This is a genomic window from Variovorax sp. P4_D9, from assembly GCF_056401695.1.
In genome coordinates this window covers 1-15,247 of the sequence record NZ_JBFUIU010000136.1, presented here as the reverse complement: position 1 = coordinate 15,247, position 15,247 = coordinate 1, and the positions used below count along the sequence as shown (strand labels likewise).

Here is a 15,247-nt window from a genome sequence, read left to right as displayed (position 1 = left end):
CGCTCGGCAGTGGCGCGATCCAGGCTCTCCTCGAGCAAATCGAGGAAGGGCTCCTGCGGCAACTCGCCCGCGGGCGCCTGCTCGAGGCTGTGGCGGATGTGGGCCGCGAGCGGCACATGGGCAAGCAGCTGCTGCCCGAGCAGCTCTTGCCGCAGCGTGTGCGCGCCGGCGACATAGCGCCGGCCCAGCGCCGTCAGATGGAGGTCGGCATCCGCCAGTTGCGCGAAGCCCAGCAGCGCGAGCGCCTGCGCCAGCGGCAGCAGGTCATGGTCGGTGAGCTCGGCCTCCTCGGCGAGTTGCGGCAGGTCGGCGCGGCCTTCGCGGCCGTCCTCCACCAGCATCTCGAGCAAGGCTTCCATGCGGCCGATGTCGGCGTCGGGCAGGCGATCACCCAGGTGCATGCGCACCGGCTCCTCGGGCACGCGGCCGGCCGCGGGCGCGCCGGCAGTCATCAGCGCGTAGGCCTCGTCGATCAGCGCCCTCACCTCGAGGCTGTCGGCGTCGCGCGGCCGCGCGAGCCGGATCGGCAGCTCGGCGCGCACCCGCCCCGGGTCGGCGGCGAAGATCAGGATACGGTCGGCCATCAGCACCGCCTCCTCGATATTGTGCGAGACGATCAGCATCGCTTTGGTTGGCATCGCGCCGCCGCTCCACAAGTGCAGGATGTCGTCGCGCAGCCGTTCGCCGGTGAGCACGTCGAGGGCCGAGAAGGCTTCGTCCATCAGCAGCACCTCGGGCTCGACCACCAGCGCCCGCGCGATGCCGACCCGCTGCCGCATGCCGCCCGACAGCTCGCGCGGCAGCGCGCCCTCGAATCCCGCGAGGCCGATCAGCTCGATCGCGGCACTGGCGCGCCGAACTCGCTCGGCCGGAGCGACGCCGCGCGCCTCGAGACCGAGTTCGACGTTCTGCTGCACCGTCAGCCAGGGAAAGAGCGCGAACGACTGGAACACCATGGCGATGCCGCGCGCCGGACCGTAGAGCGGCTGGCCCCGGTAGCGCACGCTGCCGGCGTCGGCGCCGATCAGCCCCGCGAGGATGCGCAGCAGCGTCGACTTGCCCGAGCCCGACTGCCCCAGCAGCGCGACGATCTCGCCTTCCGCCAACCGGAAGTCCACGCCTTCCAGGACCGAGCGCGCCGCCCCGTCGGCCGAACGAAAGGACTTGCCCACGCCCTCGAGTTCAACAATTGCYTCGGCCATGGGCCCTCCTCGCGCGTTCATCATCAAAAGTGCATCCGGCTTTCGGCCAGCTCATAGAGCCGGCGCCAGACGAAATGGTTCATGCCCATGACGAAGACGCACATCACGCCGATGCCCAGCGCGATGCGCGGGAAGTCGCCGATGGCCGTCATGTGCGCGATGTAGCTGCCCAGGCCCGCGGCCTGCAGCGTGGTGTCACCCCAGGTCACGTACTCGGCGACGATGCTGGCGTTCCACGAACCGCCGCTGGCCGTGATGGCGCCAGTGACGAAACTGGGGAACACCGCCGGCAGCAGGTAGCGCCGCCAGCGCAGCCACCCGCTGAGCCCGAGGTTGTTGGCCGCGTAGCGCAGTTCGGTCGGCACGGTCGATGCACCGGCGATCACGTTGAAGAGCAGATACCACTGCGTTCCCAGCACCATCAGCGGCGCCAGCCAGATGTTGGGGTTGAGCTGCCAGCGCACGATGAACAGCACCGCCACCGGGAACATCAGGTTGGCCGGAAAGGCCGCCATGAACTGCGCCACGCCCTGCAGCCGTCCGGCCCAGCGCGGGTTCATGCCGATCCAGATGCCGATCGGCACCCACACCAGCGCAGCCAGCGCGATCAGCACCGCCACGCGGATCATCGTGTAGAGGCCGAGCACGAACACACGGCCGACTTCCCGCCAGCCGACCTCGGTGTGGATGAAGCGCACCAGCCAGACCACGGCAAGCAACACCGCTGCGGCCAGCACCGCGTCCCAGACCCGCGCCGCGGCCGGATTGGACGAGCGCGGGCGGGCCTTGATCGAGGTCCCGTCGTGGTCGCGCCGGAACAGCACCAGCGAGCGCTCGAGCAGCCGCGCCGCGCCGCCCATGCCGAGCTTGATGCGTTCGGTGCGCCGCAGCCAGGTCAGCAGCCAGGAGCGCGGTGCGTCCTCGCCGCTGCCCTCCTCGAACCGGAACTTGTCGGCCCAGGCGATCAACGGGCGGAAGAACAGCTGGTCGTACAGCGTGATGCCGATCAGCATGCCGCCGATGGCCCAGCCGATGGCGCCGAGGTCGCGGGCCTGGATCGCCATCGCGATGTAGGAGCCGACGCCGGGCAGCATGATGCTCTGCTTGGAGACCGAGATCGCCTCCGAAGCGACCACGAAGAACCAGCCGCCGGACATCGACATCATCATGTTCCACAGCAGACCGGGCATCGCGAACGGCAGCTCGAGGCGCCAGAAGCGGTGCCAGGCCGAGAGCTGGAAGACCGAGGCAGCTTCGCGCAGTTCCGAGGGCACGGTACGCAGCGACTGGTAGAGGCTGAAGGCCATGTTCCAGGCCTGCGAGGTGAAGATGGCGAAGATCGCCGCGCACTCGACGCCCAGCAGGTTGCCCGGGAACAGCGCGATGAAGCCGGTCACCGTGATCGACAGGAAGCCGAGGATCGGGATCGACTGCAGGATGTCCAGCATCGGCACCAGCACCTTCTCGGCCGCGCGGTAGCGGGTCGCCAGCACCGCGAAGACGCAGGCGAACACCAGCGAGGYGCCCAGCGCGAGAAACATGCGTAGCGTGGTGCGCAACAGGTAGTACGGCAGCACCCAGGGGTCGAGGCTGATCGGCAGCGGCTGCCCGAGTTCGTAGGGTCGGGCCATCTGGGCGCCGCCGTAGGCCAGCGCGAACAGCACGGCCAGCACCAGCGGCAGCAGGGCCCAGTCCCAGCGGTTGCCGCCGGAGGCGACGGCCTGGCGGGGAAAGAAGCGTTTGTCGAGCATGGTCGCGGGCGAAGGGTTCGGTTCACGGACCCGGTCCGCGGCGCGGCGCCATTCTGCCTCGGCCAGCGGACGCCAGCCTGACCGCAGCCTCCTCGTCCCCGAGGCGCAGCGTCGACGCTACAGCGGGAAGGCCTCGAGTCCGCGCTGCCCCTCGGCGCCCTGCACCGGCGTGTGGGCCATGTTCATGATCCAGCAGACCATCGTGAAGTAGCCCACCAGCGCGGCGAGTTCCACCACCGCGGCCTTGCCGAAGCGGGCCTCGGCCGCCGCGTGGGTGGGCTCGCTCACGCCATGGTGCTGCAGCAGCTCGAGCGCGAAGTCGAGCCCCAACTGCTCGTCCTCGGCCAGCGGTGTCGCCCGGCGGCCGAGGCGCAGGGCCTCGATGGCGTCGGCAGCGACTCCGGCCTTGACGGCGGCGGCCGCATGCAGGACCCACTCGAACTGGTTGCCGACGTGGCGCGCGACCGCGCAGGTCACGAGTTCGCGCAGGCGCGGATCGAGCGCGCAGTCGAAGCGCAGGTACTCGCCGAGGCTGCCGATGCGTTCCATCAGCACGGGGCTTTGCAGCAGCGGCACGAAGGGGCCGAAGACCGCCTTGCGCGGACCGTCGATCAGTGCCTGCGCGGCAGCGCGCTGGGCCTCGGACATCGCCTCGGCAGCGGGCATCGGCAGCCGTTCGGCCCAGGGTTCGGTATGGCCTTGTCGGATCAGCATGCGGGTTCCTTTCAGTTCGATGATTGTCGAGCGCCCGGCACCGGCTTCCGGAGCAGCCAAGCGGCGCTGGCCACCAGCGCCGCGGCACCGGTCGCCAGCGCGACGAAGAGGCCGCCGAAGCCCTGCGCCCCGCCGCTCAGGACCGACGACAGCACCGGCCCGGCCATCTGGCCGATGGCGAAGGCCGCGGTCATGCGGCCGAGCGCGCGCGCCGGATCGCTCTGCGCGGTGGCCTTCGCCTCCTGCATGCCGGCCATCGTGGCCACCATGAAAGTTCCACCGACCAGCAGCGCGGCCGCGAGCACAGTGGCGGTCGACAGGTGCAGTGCCGGCAGCACGCAGCCCAGCGCCATCAGCAGGTGGCTGCCAGCCAGCACATGGCGGCGCGAGAGACCCGACATCAGCGCGCCGGCGAACAGCGTCGACAAGGCGGCGGCGGCTCCGAACACTGGCCAGGCCGCGCCGAACACCGAGGGGTCATCGACCACCGCCCGGGCCAGCACCGGCAGAAAGGTGGCGGGCAGGATATAGCCGAAGCCGAGCACGCCATAGCAGACCACCAAGCCCCACGAAGCACTGCCGGACGAAGCGCCATCCGGCGCCGCGCCTCGCGCCGCCGCGACCACCGGAGCGAACTCGCGCGGCATCAGCGCCGCGACCACGAGCGAGCCGACCAGCGCCATCAGGCCGAGTTGCAGCCACAGCCGATCGGGTGCGATGCCCGCCGCGCCGGCGCGCCAGCCATGGAGGCCGGCCAGCGCGATGCCCAGGCCCACCCCGGCATAGACGATGCCGGCGCCCCCGGGCCGGCCCAGGCGCCCGAGCCATGCCAGGCACCAGACGCTGGTGCTGACCAGCGCCCAGGCACTGGCGATGCCGGCCAGGCCGCGCAGCAGTAGCCAGACCGCGAGCGAGTCGACCAGGCCCATCGCCGCCGTGGAGAGGATGATCACTGCCAGCGAAAGAAGACCCGTGCGCTGCGCTGACAGCGGCACCCGTGCCGCCGTGAGCGCGCCCAGCAGGTAGCCCGCGTAGTTGGCCGCGGCGAGCCAGCCACCGGCGGCAACGTCGACGCTGCCGGCGCGAATCATCAGCGGCAGCATCGGCGTGAAGGCGAAGCGCCCGACGCCCATCGCAATCGCAAGCACCAGCAGCCCGGCGCCGCAGACCGCGAGCAGCGAGGGCCGGGGAAGAGTGACGGAAGGGTTCGACATGGAGCCTGATTGGACGCAAAATCGACTCGGTCCACAAATGAATTATTCAGAACATTCATTCTCCTTATGAGAACTATCGACCTCGACTCCCTGGAGATATTCCGCACCGTCGTGGCCGAGGGCGGTGTGATCCGGGCTGCCGACAAGCTCAACCGGGTGCAGTCCAACGTCACCACCCGGATCCAGCAGCTGGAGGAGCGCCTGGGGCAGAAGCTGTTCCATCGCCAGGGCCGCTCGCTGGCGCTGGCGCCGGCCGGCCACAAGCTGCTGCCCTATGCCGAGCGACTGCTGCGGCTGGCCGATGAGGCCGAGAGCGAACTGCGCAGCGAGCTGCCGCTCGGCACCTTTCGGCTCGGTTCGCTCGAGAGCACGGCAGGCAGCCGGCTGGCGCCGGTGCTGTCGCGCTTCCACCGGCTCTACCCCCGGGTGGTGGTCGAACTGGCGACGGGCACAACCGGCGCCCTGCTGAAGCGGGTCAGGGCCTTCGAGCTCGAGGCCGCCTTCGTGTCAGAGCCCTTCTCGGCGCCGGAGCTCGAATCGATGGCGGTGTTCGACGAAGAACTGGTGCTGATCACGTCACGCAGCGCCGCCGCCGTCGCCCGCCCGGACGATCTCGCCGACGCCACCCTGATCGCATTCGCGCAAGGCTGCTCGTACCGGCGGCTGCTCGAGCAATGGCTGGGCAAGGGCGGGGTCTCGGCCTCGCGCTCGCTGGAGTTTTCTTCCTACCAGGCGATGATCGCCTGCGTCGCTGCCGGCACGGGATTCGCCATCGTGCCGATCTCGGTGCTGAAGGCCCTGCACGCCACCGCCGATGTGCGCCAGCACCCGCTGCCCGAACGCATCCGCTGCAATCGCACGCACCTGGTATGGCAGGGCACACCCTCGGTAGCGCTGGCGCGGCTGCTCGAGATGCTGCAGAAGCCCTGAGCCGCAGCCTCAGGCCTCGGCCACGCGGGCCGGCGCGGCACCCGCGATCTGCCGCAGCGCGCGCTCGAACACTTCCACCGGCTGGCCGCCCGAGATCAGGTGCTTGTCGTCGATGATGATGGCCGGCACCGAATGGATACCGGCATCGGTGTACATGCGCTCGCGCTGCCGGGTCTCGGCGGCATAGTCGTCGCTCGCGAGAATGGCCCGTGCCCGCGCCGGGTCGAGGCCGGATTCGGCCGCCAGCCGCACCAGCACTTCGGGATCGGAAGGGTTCTCGCCGTCGGTGTGGCAGGCCTTCAGCAGGGCCTTCTTGAGCGCGGCCTGCCGCTCCAGGCCTTCGAGTTCGGCCCAGTGCAGCAACCGGTGGGCATCGAAGGTGTTGTACACCCGTGGCCGCCCGCCCTCGCTGAAAGTGAACCCTACGGCCGCGCCGCGCGCACGGATCGCGGCGCGGGCCTGGGCCTGCTGATCGCGGTTCGATCCGTATTTCTGATTCAAGTGCTCGAAGGTGTCCTGGCCTTCGGGCGGCATCTGCGGATTGAGTTCGAAGGGCTGGAAGTGCAGCTCGGCCGTGACCTCGGGTGCCACGTTCTTCAACGCCGCTTCGAGGGCGCCGAGGCCGACCGCGCACCAGGGGCAGGAGACGTCCGAAACGAAATCGATCTTGAGCCGGGAGGTCATTTGGATAGGTCCGAGGAGTGTCGGGAAATGAAGCAGCACCGGATGATGGGGGCGGCCGCGGATCTTTCAACCGCAGCGGACCGAATCCCCCACTGGCGTCGCAGTCGTCAGAGGCTGCGCCAGAAATCGATCAGCAGCTGGCTGAATTCCACCGGCCGCTCGACCGCGCTGAGGTGCGCGACGTCGACGGTGGCCAGGCGGGCGCCGGGAATCGCCGCCGCGATCGCCTGCGACATCGCCAGCGGCGTGGCCTCGTCCCGGGTTCCCGCGATCACCAGCGTCGGCACCGCGATGCGCCGATTGCTGTCGCGGAAGTCGATCGCCGCCACGGCCTCGCAGCTCGCGATGTAGCCGGCCGCATCGGTGCTCACCAGCGTGTCGTGCAGTTGCCGGGCCGCGGCTGCGCCCTCGGGAGTGGTGATGAATTCGGGCGTCAGCCAGCGCCCCACGGCACCCGCCGCGATGCCCGCTATGCCCTGGGCCTGCACGGCCTCGACGCGGGCTCGCCAGGGCGCGGCGTCGGGATAGTGGGCCGATGAATTGGCGATCACCAGGGTCCGGAGCAAGGCCGGATGACGCACCGCCAGGGCCTGCGCGACCATGCCGCCCATCGACAGGCCGACGAAATGCACCGGCTCGCCCTCGGCCTCGCGCACGATCAGTTCGGCCGCATCGTCCGCCAAGTCCTGCAACGTGAGCGGCCCGGYCAGCCGCTCGGAGCCGCCGTGGTTGCGATGGTCGTAGCGCAGCACCGTGTGGGCGCGCGCCAGTAGGGCCGCCACCGGGTCCCACATGCGGAGGTCGCCGCCGAGCGCATGGCTCAGCACGACGATCGGGCCACCGCCCTCGCGGACGACATTCAAACGGGTCATGGAGTTTCCTTTCGGGGATGAACAGGCGGCAGGCGCGGCAGCCAGACGAAGGCGATCAGCACCAGCACGGCGCCGGCCAAGGCCATCGGCAGCACCATCGGCCAGGCGCCATGGCTGAGCGCGGGGTTGACGAAGCCGGCGGCGATCTGGCCGACGGTGAACGCGACCGCCATCATCGCAAATCCGGACCACGAGACCGCGCGGCCGGCCAGATGGGGCAGGTCGCCGACCGCGCCGGCCTGGCCGCAGGGCTGGTGGATGCCATGGCCGACGCAATAGATCGCATGGCCCAGCAGCAGCGGCCAGGCCGACATCGGCAACAGCCAGCAACCCAGCGCCTGCACGAGTGGCCCGGCAAGGCTCAGCAGCGAACCCAGCTGCACGGTGCGCACCGCGCCCCGGCGGCGCAGCAGTCGCCGGCACAGCGTGGTGCTGAAGATGTAGTCCAGCGAGCCGCCCGCCGGGATCCAGCCGTACGAGGCCGGCGAGAAGCCGAGCAGGCTGATGTAGACCATCGGCGACAGCAGCAGGAAGCAGAACAGCCCGCCATAGGTGGTGGCGGCCAGCGAGGCCCAGACGCGGAAGCTCGGGCTGGCGAACACCTCGCGCACGCTGCCCTTCGGGGCCGAGGGGCCCGAACTGACGGCCCGGGTTTCATCGAAGCCACGCCAGCACATCAGCCAGAGCAGCAGCGCATAGGCAGCCATGCCGCCCAGCACCCAGCGCCAGCCCGCGGACTGCACCGCCCAGGCCCCCAGCAGCGGCGCCAGCAAGCCGACCACGCCGAGGCCGGTCAGGCCGCGGGCCATCACGTGCGGCCCCTCGTGGGCCGGATAGAGATCGCGCACCGCGGCCCGCGCGCAGACCAGGATGGCGGCCATCGAGAAGCCCTGCAGCGCGCGGCAGGCCACCAGCATCGGTATCCCGCTCGACAGCGCGCAGCCCAGCGCCGCCAGCGCATAGCAGCCGAGGCCGGTGAGCAGCACGGGCCGGCGCCCGAAGCGGTCCGACAGCGGTCCGCAGGGCAACTGGCCGAAGCCGAAGGCCAGCACGAAGACCGTGAGGCTGGCACTGGCCGATCCGAGCTCGCGCGCGATCGCCGGCAAGGCCGGCAGGTAGCTGTCGGTGGCCACCGGCTGTGCGGCCAGCAGCAGCGGCAGCAGCAGCGCGAACGAGAGGCCGCGGCGCCCGGCAGCGGCAGAATTCATCGTGCAGTGTCGGAAGTGTCGGCGGGGGACTGAAGCGCCAGGACCTGGGCCAGCGCAAGCGCGCCGGCCGGTCCGGCCAGCGCCGGATCGAAGCAACGGTCGGCGACCTCGCGCGGCAACTCGGCGCGCAGCCGATCGATATTGGAACGCATCCGGCCGGCATCGACCTGCAGGCCGGGCAAAGCCCCCGCCAGCGCGCGCACGCTGCCATGCGCCGACGCCAGCAACGAAGGCCACTCGGCCAACTCGGCCTGCCAGCTGCCCAGGGAACCCGCGTGCGCCTGAGGCATCGCGGCCAGCAGCGCCGCCACCCGCTGCGGGACACGCTGCGCGGCAGCGATAGCGACCATCGAAGCCAGCGGCTCGCGCCGATGCGTCATCGCCGGCCGGTCGCCGCGACCGGGCTCGCCGGGCTCCGCCAGCTCGTCGATCCCGTGCTGGCTCAGCAAGGCGATGTCCTTCGCGACCTTGCCCAGGCTGCCGACCATCAGCCCGAGCTCGCAGCCGAGCCCGATCCACTCGTCGCGCTGGGTGTGCCAGGCTGCGCCTGGGTCGCGGAGCCCGAGCGCCTCGGCCATCTGCCGGCGCAGCGCGGCGCCCTGCCCCTCCATCCGCTCCAGGTTGCCGGCCGCGCCGCCGAGCTGCACCTGCAGCGCCCGCCGTACGGCCTCGGCCAGGCGCGTTCGGCAGCGCACCAGCGGCGCCGCCCACTCCACGCAGACCAGGCCGAAGCTGGTGACCGAAGCCGGCCGCGCGAGCATCGGCGTCTCGGCGTGACGCTGCGCCAGCAGCAGCAGCGCCTGGACGAGCTTCGCGAGATCGGCCTCGATCAGTGCCAGGGCCTCCCGCGTGACCAGCGCCATCGCGGTGTCGACCAGGTCTTGGGACGCGCTGCCGTAATGGACGAAGGGCACGGCGTCGGCATTGAACAGGCCCACCGCCTCCCGCAGGCTGTGGACCAGCGGGTTGGCGACACCGCCGCCCCGTCCGCCGTCGCGAAAGATCTTGGCGGCATCGAACAACTCGACCTTGCAGCTACCCGCGATCGTCTGGGCGGCCGACTGCGGAATGATCCCGAGCCGCGCCTGGGATCGGGCCAGCGCCGCCTCGAAGCGCAGCATCGCGTCGACGAAGCCGCGCTCGCTGAGGACGGCCAGCATCTCGGAGGTGGAGAGGACGCCCTCGAAGAGGCTCACGAGACTAACTCCAGAAGCCGGCGCTTCGGCGGTGCACGCTAGTAGGCCAGCGTCGCCACGGCCCGCAGGTCTTCCGGCGTGGCGCTGCCGAAGCCAAAGAACTCCAGGTACGCCGGGATCATCTCGAACAGCATGTCAGTGCCGACCTGCACCGCGCAGCCCTTGTCGCGCGCCGCCCGAAGCAGCGGCGTGTATTCGCTCTTCATCACGACCTCGCCGACGAAGGTGGTGGGCGCGATGCGCGCGACGTCGAAGGGCAGCGGGTCGCCCTCCTTCATGCCCAGCGGCGTGGCATTGACCACCAGGTCGAAACCGGCCGGGTCGTTGGAAGCGCTGGTCACCGCCAGCTTCGGATAGTGCGCGCGCAGGCGCCCGGCGAGCGCCTCGGCCGAGCTGACGCTGGTGTCGTAGAGCGCCATCTCGGCCACGCCGGCCGCGGCCAGCGAGGCGGCGATCGCCGAGCCGACACCGCCGCTACCCGACACCAGCACCCGGGCGCCTTCCAGCGCGCGGCCCTTGCGCTGCACGCCGCGCACGAAGCCGGCACCGTCGAACTGGTCGCCGAGCAGCGTGCCGTCGGGCCGCTTGAGGATCGCGTTGCAGGCGCCGGCGATCTTCGCGGTCGGCGTCGCCTCGTCGACCAGCGACAGGGTCGTGATCTTGTGCGGCATGGTGACCAGCGCGCCGCGGATGTTCGTCAGCTTGAACAGCGAGGCCAGCACGCCGGGGTAGTCGGCGGCCTGGACGCCCATCGGCATCACCACGGCATCGATGCCCTGCTGGTCGAACCAGGGGTTGTAGATCATCGGAGCCTTGAAGCTCTCGGTCGGGTAGCCCAGGTGGGCGATCAGGGTGGTCTTGCCGGAAATCATGGGTGTGTCGTCCTTGTGGAGGCCGGCGGGGCGCCGGCGACATGCGATTCGCTGATCCAGCGCGCGCTCTTCATCGCGCGCTGGCCGATGACCATCGGGTCCGAGTTGACATAGTCGTCGTTGAAGACCTCGAAGGTGTAGTGGCCGCGGTAGCCCTTGTCCTCGAGCAGCTGCACCAGGTCGCGCACGTCGTGCAGCCCTTCGCCCGGGAACAGGCGCTGGTGGCGCGCCAGCTCGATCATGTCGGCCTGGCGATCGCTGTACTCGAAGAAGTAGTCGGCCAGCTGCACCAGGAAGATCTTCTCGACCGGCACCTGGGCCAGCTGCGCGAGCGTCTCGGGCCCGTCGTCGCCATGCACCGACATGTGGAAGAAGTCGAGGTTGAGGCCGACGTTCTCGCGGTCGCAGCGGCGCACGATGTCCCAGGCCTGGTGCCAACGGTTGGTATGGCGGCCCCAGGAGAGCGCCTCGTAGCAGATGCGGATGCCCAACGGCGTGGCCAGCGTGGCGAGGGTGCGCAGGTCTTCCGCGGCGCGCTCCGGATCGTCGATGGCCAGCGGTGAGGTGGTCGAGCAGCACAGCAGCAGGTCGGTGTCGACCAGCGACATCTGGCGCAGTTGCTCGCGCGCCATCTCGAGCCGGTGCGGACGCATCGCGTCGGGCGCGCATTCGAAGTCGCGCAGCGGCTGGAAGTCGGTCACCTTGAGGCCGCTCTGCTTCACCAGCTGCGCCGCCTTCTCGACTCCGGCCGGATGGTTGATCAGGTCGCGCGCCCACAGCTCGACGCCGGAGAAGCCGGCGGCCTTCATGCATTCGAGCTTGTGGCCGAGCTCGCCGCCCATGGTGACGGTGTTGAAGCCGAAACGGTCGAGTGCGATGGCCATGGCGTTCTGTCTGTAGGAGGAATCGGTGCTCAGGCCACGAAGCGCAGCTGCGCGCGCCGCGGCACGTCGACGAGTTCGGGCTCGGGCTTCAGCTCGAGCAAGGTGGGCCGGCCGTCCTCGAACAGGGGCCAGTGCGGCAGGCCCTCGCCATTGGGATTGCCGGTCTTCGCGAACTGGCTCCAGTAGGCCTGCATCAGCGCGGTCAGGCGGTCGTCGTCCGCACCCCAGTCGCGCGTAAGCTCTCGCGTGGTGCCGAAGACGTAGGGGTACTCGGAGCTGTGGAAGACGCCGAGCGCAGCGGCCGGATCGGCCTCGCGATACGCCTGCCCCGGCTTGAAGGGCTGCGGATGGGCGAAGTGATAGGCGTAGGTCGGCGCCAGCGGCGCCTGCGCGCGCGCGGCCGCATGCACGCCGCCGGCGAACAGCTGGTCGCCGAACAAGGCGCGGCTCGATGCTGCCGCCTGCGCGTCGTCGCCGGYCGGATAGAAGGCCTCGGCCTCCGCCACGCGTTCGCCGAAGCGCTTCTTCAGGTGGGCGCGGAAGGCCTCGGCGCTCGCGGCGGCCGGAAACGCCGTGCCTTCATTGCGATTCCAGCCGGTCAGCAAAGGCACCGCCTGCTGCTCGCTGGCGGCGTAGATCTGGTCCAGCGGCTTCGGCAGGAAGCGGCCGTCGGCGACCGGCATGAAGCGCGCCGGCTGCGCCAGGTAGCGCTGCAGCAGATCTTCGGCGCCCAGGGCCCGCAGCGCCGCGATGCTGCCGTCGCCGGCCTCGGCGGCGAAGCGCGCGCCCTGCGCCTCGGCGACTGCCAGCCCCTCGGTCGGGCTGATGCCGAAGCTCTGGGCGATCGCCTGCCTGAACAGGCCGCGGGCCTCGGGCGAGGCCATCAGCGCGACCACGCCGTGGGCACCGGCCGACTGGCCGAATACCGTCACGCGGGCCGGGTCGCCACCGAAGGCCGCGATGTTGCGACGGACCCAGCGCAGCGCGGCCGCCATGTCCATCAGGCCGTAGTTGCCCGAGGCGCCCTCGCCTTCGGCGCTGAGCTCGGGATGGGCCAGGAAGCCGAAGGGCCCGAGGCGGTAGTTGATCGTCACCAGCAGCACGCCCTGCCGCGGCAGATCGCCGCGCACGAACACCGGATTGGCGGCCGAGCCCTGCTGGAAGGCGCCGCCGTGGATCCACACCATCACCGGCAGCGCTTCGTCCGCCGTCTTGGCCGGCGACCAGACATTGAGCGTCAGGCAGTCCTCGCTCATCGCCTGGACGCCCGAGAACTCGGCATAGACCGAATCGCCGGCGCGCCCGGGCTGCACGCATTGCGGCGCCAGCCGGTCGGCCCGGCGCACTCCCTCCCAGGCGCGCACTGGCGCCGGGGCCCGCCAGCGAAGCTCGCCCACCGGCGGCGCTGCGTAGGGAACGCCGAGCCAGGCGCTCAGGCCGGTCGCGGCATCCCGCACGCCGGCCAGCACGCCGCCGTCGACACGCACCGGCTGTTCGGGCTGAAGCGCTGGCTGGGACATTAGGCGCCCGCCCTGGCGATGTTCTTGCCGAGCTCGTTCATCCGCACCCGGTAGGTCTCGCGGGCCGTGAAGGTCGAGATCGAGGCGATGACGCACGATGCCGACACCAGTGCCGCCACCGGCATCCAGCCGTTCGGCCCCTCGCCCATGATCGCGGCGCTGATGGTCGGCGCGAAGCTGCCGAGCGCGAAGCCGATCTGAGTGCCGATGGCCATGCCCGAGAGCCGCACGCGGGTGTCGAACATTTCGCCGTAGAGCGAAGGCCAGATCGCGTTCGACGCGCTGTAGACGATGCCCGAGGTCAGCAGGCCGAAGATGAAGATCATCGTCAGGTCGCCGCGGCTGATGGCCCACAGCGTCGGCCAGATCAGCACCGCGCAGCCCAGCGCGCCGAAGATGAACACCGGCCGGCGGCCGATCCGGTCTGCCAGGATGGCCCACAGCGGGATCGCAGCCAGCGCCACCACGTTGCTGCAGACCAGCAGCGTCAGCATCGTGGCGCGCGGAATGTGCACCGTGTTGACCGCATAGGACAGCACGAAGAGGCCGAAGATGGTGCTGACCACCGACACTAGCGCGCCGAAGATCACGCGCAGCACCGCCGGCGTGTGGTCGCGGAACAGCACCGCGGCCGGCAGCTTCACGGTCTCGTGGGCATCCGCCTCCTCCTTGAAGGCCGGCGTCTCGGGCAGCGTGCGCCGGACCCAGAAGCCGACCGCCACCACCACCGCGCTCAGGAAGAACGGAATGCGCCAGCCCCAGGACAGCAACTGCTCTTCCGGCAGGGCCGAGATCGGCAGGAACACGATGGTGGCGAGGATGAAGCCCATCTGGGTACCGCTCAGCGTGAAGCTGGTGTAGAAGGCGCGCCGGTGTTCGGGCGCTTGCTCGAGCGTCATCGAATTGGCGCCGGCCTGTTCGCCGGCCGCCGACAGGCCCTGCAGCAGGCGCAGGATCACGAGCATGATCGGCGCTGCCATCCCGACCTCGCCGTAGGTCGGCAGCAGGCCGATCAGGAAGGTCGAGATGCCCATCAGCAGCAGCGTGAAGGTCAGCACCTTCTTGCGCCCGAACTTGTCGCCGACGTGGCCCATGAAGAAGGCACCGATCGGACGCGTGATGTAGCCGACGCCGAAGGTCGCGAAGGCGGCCACCGTCGCCAGCTTCGGGTCCACCGACGGAAAGAAGATCTTGCCGAACACCAGCGCGGCGGCGGTGCCGTAGATGAAGAAGTCGTAGTACTCGACCGCGCTGCCGATCCAACTGGCGAAGGCCGCCTTGCGCGGCGTCTTGAGCGCTTCGGGCGCCGGCTGCGACACGCTCGCGCGCGCCGCATTCATCGTGATCTCCATCGAGTGGTCTCTTTGGGTGGTACTTGCGAAATGCTTGCTGCGCGGCCGGCTCAGGCCACGCTGGACGAGTGGTAGCGCAGCGGGTTGCGAATCTCGCCCGCCATCGCTTCCGGATAGATCAGTTCGCGCAGGAAGTCGGCGTCCCGGCGCAGTGCCTTGGCGGCCTCGGCGTGGCCGAAGAATTCGAAGTAGTGCGGCATCTGCTGCACCAGCATCTCGAAGCCGGCCTGCGCATTGAGGCCACGCGCGCGCGCGGCGCGCACCAGCGGCGTCGGCTGATTGCGCAGCAGGATGTCGAACAGCGCCGCGTGCGGCTCCATGCGCGCCACGTCGACCGGCAGTGCATCCTCGGGCTTGAGCCCGAGCGAGGTCGCGTTGACCACCAGGTCGTAGCCGGCCGGATCGCTGCTGTCGACCGCGACCGTGGTGGCGTCGAAGAAGGCATCGAGCTGGGCCGCGACACCGGCGGCCTTGCCGGCCACGATGTCATGGAAGGCGATGTGCTCGGCGCCGTTGACCGTGCCGCCTTCGGCCAGCGCGACGCCGATCGCCGCCGCGCTCACGCCGGCGCCGAGGATCAGCACGCGCTTGCCGCGGAACGGGATGTTGTAGTGGTCGAGCGCGCCCAGCAGGCCCTCGCCATCGAACAGGTCGCCCTCGAGCTCGCCATTGGCGATGCGCCGCACCACGTTGACCGAGCCGGCCACGCGGCCGAACAGGCCGCAGCCGTCGAGCAGGTCGACCAGCAGCGGCTTGTGCGGCGGTGCGATCGCCATGCCGCGCACGTTCCTGGCCAGGAAGGCGGCCTTGACGAAGACGGCCAGGTCGCGCTTGGCCACCTGCACCGG

14 protein-coding genes are annotated in these 15,247 nt (G+C 70.3%); 1 reads left to right on the top strand and 13 read right to left on the bottom strand.

The genetic code is table 11. The annotated features are described in order from the left end of the window. The 4 genes from AC1DY5_RS16755 to AC1DY5_RS16740 form a co-directional block, all read right to left on the bottom strand. On the bottom strand, window positions 1–1,202 hold a 1,202-nt coding region (locus AC1DY5_RS16755; protein ID WP_478113112.1), incomplete at its 3' end, for an ABC transporter ATP-binding protein. A 23-nt stretch (window positions 1,203–1,225) separates the two neighbouring features. Then, window positions 1,226–2,953 (bottom strand): ABC transporter permease, encoded by a 1,728-nt coding sequence (locus AC1DY5_RS16750; protein ID WP_478113110.1) that lies wholly within the window; start codon window positions 2,951–2,953, stop codon window positions 1,226–1,228. Window positions 2,954–3,070: 117 nt separating this feature from the next. After that, window positions 3,071–3,667: a carboxymuconolactone decarboxylase family protein gene (locus AC1DY5_RS16745; protein ID WP_478113108.1), complete on the bottom strand. Its 597-nt coding sequence runs from the start codon at window positions 3,665–3,667 to the stop codon at window positions 3,071–3,073. Between the two features lie 11 nt (window positions 3,668–3,678). Beyond that, window positions 3,679–4,881, bottom strand: a complete 1,203-nt coding sequence (locus AC1DY5_RS16740; RefSeq protein ID WP_478113106.1) for a YbfB/YjiJ family MFS transporter — start codon at window positions 4,879–4,881, stop codon at window positions 3,679–3,681. 66 nt (window positions 4,882–4,947) lie between these two features. Here AC1DY5_RS16740 and AC1DY5_RS16735 point away from each other — a divergent pair, with 66 nt between their 5' ends. Next, window positions 4,948–5,811, top strand: a complete 864-nt coding sequence (locus AC1DY5_RS16735) for a LysR family transcriptional regulator (RefSeq protein ID WP_478113104.1) — start codon at window positions 4,948–4,950, stop codon at window positions 5,809–5,811. 9 nt (window positions 5,812–5,820) lie between these two features. Here the strand turns inward: AC1DY5_RS16735 and AC1DY5_RS16730 are convergent, their stop codons facing one another. The 9 genes from AC1DY5_RS16730 to AC1DY5_RS16690 form a co-directional block, all read right to left on the bottom strand. Continuing rightward, window positions 5,821–6,495: a DsbA family oxidoreductase gene (locus tag AC1DY5_RS16730; protein ID WP_478113102.1), complete on the bottom strand. Its 675-nt coding sequence runs from the start codon at window positions 6,493–6,495 to the stop codon at window positions 5,821–5,823. A 107-nt stretch (window positions 6,496–6,602) separates the two neighbouring features. Continuing rightward, window positions 6,603–7,367, bottom strand: coding sequence for an alpha/beta fold hydrolase (locus AC1DY5_RS16725; protein ID WP_478113100.1), 765 nt, complete (start codon window positions 7,365–7,367; stop codon window positions 6,603–6,605). Then, entirely contained in the window at window positions 7,364–8,575 is a 1,212-nt protein-coding gene (locus AC1DY5_RS16720; RefSeq protein WP_478113098.1) for a Bcr/CflA family efflux MFS transporter, read from the bottom strand. The genes AC1DY5_RS16725 and AC1DY5_RS16720 overlap by 4 nt, the downstream gene beginning before the upstream one ends. Further along, window positions 8,572–9,771: a lyase family protein gene (locus AC1DY5_RS16715; protein WP_478113096.1), complete on the bottom strand. Its 1,200-nt coding sequence runs from the start codon at window positions 9,769–9,771 to the stop codon at window positions 8,572–8,574. The genes AC1DY5_RS16720 and AC1DY5_RS16715 overlap by 4 nt, the downstream gene beginning before the upstream one ends. Window positions 9,772–9,809: 38 nt before the next feature. Continuing rightward, a complete protein-coding gene (locus AC1DY5_RS16710; RefSeq protein WP_478113095.1) occupies window positions 9,810–10,643 on the bottom strand; it encodes a shikimate dehydrogenase family protein in 834 nt (277 codons plus the stop codon). After that, window positions 10,640–11,527: a sugar phosphate isomerase/epimerase family protein gene (locus AC1DY5_RS16705; protein WP_478113093.1), complete on the bottom strand. Its 888-nt coding sequence runs from the start codon at window positions 11,525–11,527 to the stop codon at window positions 10,640–10,642. The genes AC1DY5_RS16710 and AC1DY5_RS16705 overlap by 4 nt, the downstream gene beginning before the upstream one ends. Before the next feature lie 29 nt (window positions 11,528–11,556). Then, window positions 11,557–13,047, bottom strand: a complete 1,491-nt coding sequence (locus AC1DY5_RS16700) for a carboxylesterase/lipase family protein (protein ID WP_478113092.1) — start codon at window positions 13,045–13,047, stop codon at window positions 11,557–11,559. Beyond that, entirely contained in the window at window positions 13,047–14,399 is a 1,353-nt protein-coding gene (locus tag AC1DY5_RS16695) for an MFS transporter (RefSeq protein WP_478113090.1), read from the bottom strand. The genes AC1DY5_RS16700 and AC1DY5_RS16695 overlap by 1 nt, the downstream gene beginning before the upstream one ends. A 50-nt stretch (window positions 14,400–14,449) precedes the next feature. After that, a partial coding sequence (locus AC1DY5_RS16690) for a shikimate dehydrogenase family protein (protein WP_478113088.1) occupies window positions 14,450–15,247 on the bottom strand: 798 nt, incomplete at its 5' end.

What these genes read in the sequence shown, in the direction of transcription:
- AC1DY5_RS16745 (WP_478113108.1), bottom strand. Translation starts at nt 3,667, where the DNA reads ATGCTGATCCGACAAGGCCATACCGAACCCTGGGCCGAACGGCTGCCG.
- AC1DY5_RS16740 (WP_478113106.1), bottom strand. Translation starts at nt 4,881, where the DNA reads ATGTCGAACCCTTCCGTCACTCTTCCCCGGCCCTCGCTGCTCGCGGTC.
- AC1DY5_RS16735 (WP_478113104.1), top strand. Translation starts at nt 4,948, where the DNA reads ATGAGAACTATCGACCTCGACTCCCTGGAGATATTCCGCACCGTCGTG.
- AC1DY5_RS16730 (WP_478113102.1), bottom strand. Translation starts at nt 6,495, where the DNA reads ATGACCTCCCGGCTCAAGATCGATTTCGTTTCGGACGTCTCCTGCCCC.
- AC1DY5_RS16720 (WP_478113098.1), bottom strand. Translation starts at nt 8,575, where the DNA reads ATGAATTCTGCCGCTGCCGGGCGCCGCGGCCTCTCGTTCGCGCTGCTG.
- AC1DY5_RS16710 (WP_478113095.1), bottom strand. Translation starts at nt 10,643, where the DNA reads ATGATTTCCGGCAAGACCACCCTGATCGCCCACCTGGGCTACCCGACC.
- AC1DY5_RS16705 (WP_478113093.1), bottom strand. Translation starts at nt 11,527, where the DNA reads ATGGCCATCGCACTCGACCGTTTCGGCTTCAACACCGTCACCATGGGC.
- AC1DY5_RS16695 (WP_478113090.1), bottom strand. Translation starts at nt 14,399, where the DNA reads ATGGAGATCACGATGAATGCGGCGCGCGCGAGCGTGTCGCAGCCGGCG.